Annotated in this window: 3 protein-coding genes, 1 pseudogene and 1 riboswitch; all 4 genes and pseudogenes read left to right on the top strand. The window is 41.7% G+C overall.

What is annotated here, in order from left to right; all coding sequences use genetic code 11:
• Positions 1-232: pseudogene (locus tag WB217_RS08820) on the top strand (FTR1 family iron permease); the annotation flags it as partial.
• A gap of 126 nt (positions 233-358) precedes the next feature.
• Positions 359-1819 carry a hypothetical protein gene (locus WB217_RS08815; protein WP_423992614.1) on the top strand — a complete coding sequence of 487 codons (1461 nt, stop codon included), beginning with the start codon at positions 359-361 and terminating at the stop codon, positions 1817-1819.
• A gap of 15 nt (positions 1820-1834) precedes the next feature.
• The gene (gene uvrC, locus WB217_RS08810; protein ID WP_423992612.1) at positions 1835-3607 is read left to right on the top strand and encodes an excinuclease ABC subunit UvrC; all 1773 of its coding nucleotides are present in this window, start codon (positions 1835-1837) and stop codon (positions 3605-3607) included.
• Positions 3608-3677: 70 nt separating this feature from the next.
• A riboswitch (Lysine riboswitch) is annotated at positions 3678-3855 on the top strand.
• 192 nt (positions 3856-4047) lie between these two features.
• Entirely contained in the window at positions 4048-5280 is a 1233-nt protein-coding gene (locus WB217_RS08805; protein ID WP_423992610.1) for an aspartate kinase, read from the top strand.
• Positions 5281-5458: the final 178 nt, after the last annotated feature.

Here is a 5458-nt window from a genome sequence, read left to right as displayed (position 1 = left end):
TGATTATGCCCACTATGTACGAGACAACGGTGTCGCACCATTATTATCAGGTGATATCGGCATCTTCCTAAAAGCACTGTTCGGCTACTCTTCGATGCCATCCATTGAGGAAGTCATCGCTTATATCGGATACTTTGCGGGGATTTTTCTGCTTACATCGACACGGAGCACGAAAAAACAGAAGCCGGCAGAAAACAAACAAGTAAATGTATTGAAACCACAGGTGAAATAAACACAGTCTCCTCTCTTCAGAAAAAAGTACAGGGAATTTCCTTGTGCTTTTTTCATACGTTTAGGACTTATTATTTAGCATTATTGCACTAGTGTTTTTAATGAAGAAGATAGATGGTGAGAAAAATTGACTTATGATAAATGGAAAAATCCAGCAATAGTGGCGGTAAGTTTGGCCGTAGTAATGTATGTTTTAGGGATGCAGCTCAGTTCGTTAAATCCTTTTGTTTCTTCCTGGGATCAAGTGGATTTTTCGCTTGCAGTTGAAAGGTATGACCTGAGGTCGATGCGGCCCCATTTTCCTGGCTATCCTTACTTTATTCTGGGCGGTTTGCTGACAAAGTTTATTGTAGCTGAACCGAATCAAGCCCTGGTGCTCTTTAATATTTTAATATATGCGAGTTCCATCATTCCGGTTTATTTTATTGGATCCAGGTTGATTTCCAGGCAGAGCGCCTTTACGGCTGCAGCGGCTATTTATACCGCAAGCTATCCATTGATCATCGTCAATCAGCCAATGTCGGAAGGGGCAGCTCTTGCCGTCTTCTGGTGGTATTTCTGGAGCATTGTCACTGCTTGGGAAAGGAAATCAGGTAAATGGATGCTGTTGCCGCTGTTTTTATTCAGCTTGCTGCTGGGAGTCAGGCTAAGTTATATTCCTATGGGGGCCGGATTGATTTATCTCTTTTATAAAAAATGGATGGATGATCAGATTGGATTTGCAGGGCTTATAAAATATACATTGGCTGCATGTGTGTTCCAGTTAATCTGGGTTGGCGGGCTAATAGTAACTGAAGGAGGAATCGGCAATTTTCTGGAACTTGCCTTCGGGTTTACTGGCGGCCATTTTCAAGAATGGGGAGGAACTACGGCCTCTAATGACCTATCGATTTTTGCCAGGATAAAAGTATTCTTGTTTACCAATATTTTTTGGTGGGGAATATTTTCAAGAACACATGTTTTGATGGTATTATATATAGTTATCGGCCTATTTATTTTTTTGCCGGGAACACAAAGTAAGCTTTTTAAGAATATGCCTTTCACTTTAGGTGTCTTGATGATGTCTGCATACGGCATATGGGCACTGTTTGCTCAAAATATCGATAAGCCCAGACATATTTTGCCCGTGGCACTCATTCTTATATTTTTAGTACTATCTGCATTTTTCAAAAGATACCAAAGTATATATAGCAGTTTAATGATTCTCGTACTTCTTATGGCCCAGGCAATTGTTTCAACAAATCTTGTGAAAATACAGGCGAACGAAAAGCCTGCAGTTTACCAGCTTGCCCGTTTTCTCGAGGAAACGAATGATGAATTTGTGTTATATACATGGGAAGAGACAAGAGTCCTGGAGTATATGGAAATGCCTTATTCACATAAAAGGATCAATACGTATAAAGTATTTCTGCATGACCAGAGATTATATAAAGAGAAAACAGTGTACTTGACCGATAAAGTGGTCGATGGCTTTAGGGCACAGGGAATCGAGATAGATAAAAGAGTAGAAAAAATTAAGGTTTTCGACTCCGAAAAAATATTCGATCCTGTCTACAACGAAATTATTTTATATAAATGGACACCGTAACAGGGGGTGAACAGTATGAATGATCAGATTAAGAATAAATTGGCCATTCTCCCGGCACAGCCCGGATGCTATTTAATGAAGGACCGGCAGGGGACCATCATCTATGTTGGTAAAGCTAAGATACTGAAAAACAGGGTTCGTTCTTATTTTACCGGATCACATGATGGGAAGACTCTGCGTCTTGTAAATGAAATAGAAGATTTTGAGTATATCGTTACCTCCTCAGATATGGAGGCACTTGTCCTTGAAATCAACCTAATCAAGAAATACGATCCTAAGTACAATATCATGCTAAAGGACGATAAAAGCTACCCATTCATCAAGCTGACAGCAGAACGCCATCCGAAACTGATCATTACGAGAAAGGTTAAAAAAGACAGCGGGAAATATTTCGGGCCATATCCGAATGTCCAGGCAGCCAATGAAACAAAAAAGCTTTTGGACAGGATCTATCCACTCAGGAAATGTTCCACGCTGCCGGACCGGGTATGTCTCTATTATCATATGGGCCAGTGCCTTGCTCCTTGCGTAAAGGATGTAAGCAAGGAGGAGTACAAAAAAATCACGGACGAAATCACCCGCTTCCTGAACGGGGGCTTTAAGGATATTAAAGTTGATTTAACAGCTAAAATGGCCGCGGCTGCTGAAGAACTTGATTTTGAAAGAGCGAAGGAATTCCGGGATAAGATTGTCCATATTGAGGCTACGATGGAAAAACAGAAGATGACCTCAACTGATTTTACCGACCGCGATGTATTTGGCTACGCGGTTGACAAGGGCTGGATGTGTGTACAAGTATTTTTTATCAGGCAAGGGAAATTAATTGAACGCGAGGTTTCGATGTTCCCGATTCACAACGAGCCTGAAGAAGATATTCTCACTTACCTTGGTCAATTCTATTCCAAGAATGAACATTTCAAACCAAAAGAAGTACTTGTGCCAGAAGGCGTCAATACAGAAATGGCCGAGGCGCTGTTAGAGGTAAAAGTACTGCAGCCTCAGCGTGGCCAGAAAAAAGACCTTGTCCGCCTGGCGTCTAAAAATGCAGGCATTGCGCTTATCGAGAAATTTTCGTTGATCGAACGCGATGAAGAACGGTCAATCAAGGCAGTCGAGAATCTTGGAATTCAAATGGGCATATACACGCCACATCGGATTGAGTCTTTTGATAACTCGAATATCCAGGGGACCGATCCTGTTTCAGCCATGATTGTTTTTATAGACGGTAAGCCTGAAAAGAGGGAATACCGTAAGTATAAAATCAAATCTGTAGTAGGGCCGGATGATTATGAATCAATGCGGGAGGTTGTAAGGCGAAGGTATTCAAGAGTTCTGAAAGAAGGTCTGCCGCTGCCTGATTTGATTATCATTGATGGAGGTAAAGGCCATATCGAGTCGGCACGCGATGTACTCGAGAATGAACTAGGCCTCGATATTCCGATTGCCGGTCTGGCAAAGGATGATAAGCATAGAACTTCCCAGCTTTTATATGGGAATCCACTGCAGGTGATCAGCCTTCCAAGGAACAGCCAGGAATTTTACCTGCTGCAAAGAATTCAGGATGAAGTCCATCGGTTCGCGATTACATTCCACCGCCAGCTCAGGGGGAAAAGCGCTTTTCAATCATTGCTTGACGATATCCCTGGTATTGGAGAGAAGCGTAAAAAGGCGTTGCTGAAACATTTTGGATCCGTGAAAAAAATGAGGGAAGCCTCAGTAGAGGAATTGACTGCTGCAGGTTTGCCGTCCATTGTAGCCCAGGAACTGTTTACTAAATTGCAGAACTAATGGTAGCAATCTATTTTTTAGTGTGCTATAATAAAAAAAATTTCATATAGCTATCACTTTAGAGCATTAAAGTGAAGATAGAGGTGCGAGCTTCAAGAGTAAGAGCCAGGAGAATGATAGGATTCTGTGAAGGGCTTTGAAAGGGGATGTTCGCCGAAGTGGGGGAAGACCTATTCTTTTTCCCGCTGGTCCTTCGTTGAATAAACGCTGGATTGTCAAGATTGCCGTCTTGGAGTGCTATCTCATGTTGCAGCGTATATATACGTTTATCAAGCAATGGGAGACACTCTCATTGCTTTTTTCTATTTATAAGGATTTTTCGTTCATATTCACAGCTGGATGTCATGCGAAAACAACCTTTGGGGAAAATACATATGCGGATTTTGCCATGAAGCTCTTTATAGAGGCAGAAATAAGAAGGAAAAGGCAGGGGAAGAAAAATGGGATTAATTGTACAGAAATTCGGAGGAACCTCCGTTGGCACTGTTGAGAGAATCAAGAACGCTGCCAGCAGAACTGTTGAAGAAATGCAAAATGGAAATAATATCGTGGTTGTCGTATCCGCGATGGGAAAAACAACAGACCATTTAGTTGACATGGCTAATGATATCTCGAGCTCTCCATCTAAGAGAGAAATGGATATGCTTTTAACGACAGGTGAACAGGTAACCATCGCTTTGTATTCTATGGCGCTGGGGCAAATGGGAATTGAAGCTGTTTCATATACAGGCTGGCAAGCAGGCATCAAAACAGAGGATGTTCACAGTAACGCCAGGATTGTTGATATTGAAACTGACAGAATTAGAAATGATCTTGATCATGGCAAAGTTGTTATTGTAGCAGGTTTTCAGGGAGTAACAGATGATGGCCAGATCACGACTCTAGGTCGTGGCGGATCTGATACAACAGCGGTAGCATTGGCAGCAGCTTTAAAAGCAGATAAGTGTGATATCTATACAGACGTGACTGGTGTGTTCACGACTGATCCAAGGTATGTGAAAAGTGCAAGGAAGCTGTTAAGTGTTTCTTACGATGAAATGCTTGAGCTGGCAAACCTGGGTGCGGGCGTTCTCCATCCAAGAGCGGTGGAATTTGCAAAGAATTACGGGCTGCCAATTGAGGTAAGGTCCAGCATGGAAAAAGAAAGAGGTACAATCATCGAGGAGGAAATTGGCATGGAACAGAATTTAATCGTTCGTGGAGTAGCATTCGAAGACAAAATTACAAGAGTATCAGTCCTTGGAGTAAGCTCATCATTAAAAGGGCTATCAACCATTTTTACCACATTGGCTCAAAACCAGATCAATGTTGACATCATCGTCCAAAGCAGGACAGAAGCAGATTCTGCCAACATTTCTTTTTCAATCAAAAGCAATGATTTACCAGAGACTTTAGATGTATTAGAACGGAATAAAGAATTATTGAATTATAAAGCAATAGAATCAGAAACTGGCCTTGCTAAAGTTTCCATCGTAGGTTCAGGGATGGTATCAAACCCAGGTGTAGCTGCAAAAATGTTCGAAGTTTTAGAAGGCCACGGCGTTCAGGTGAAAATGGTCAGCACATCGGAAATCAAGGTTTCCACGGTGATCGAAGAAAAACAAATGGTGAATGCGGTGGAATCACTGCATGAAGCGTTTGAGTTGTATTCTGAGTCGGTGAAGTCGAAGTAAGCAGATTAGGAAAAAGCTTTCCGGGATATTTTCTGGAAAGCTTTTTTTTTATGAGTGGTGTGTGTTATTGGAGTGGTTTAACCCCGATTAAGCCACTTTTTGGGACTTGAATTCTCAACTGTTGAAATATTCGTTTCAACTGGTGAAAAAGCCATTCCAACTGGTGAAATCTTTCGTC

This window comes from Mesobacillus sp. (genome assembly GCF_049588175.1).
In the GTDB taxonomy this organism is placed as follows: Bacteria; Bacillota; Bacilli; order Bacillales; family Cytobacillaceae; genus Mesobacillus.
Note: the sequence above shows the minus strand (reverse complement) of the source record. Positions and strands in the feature narration are given on the sequence as shown.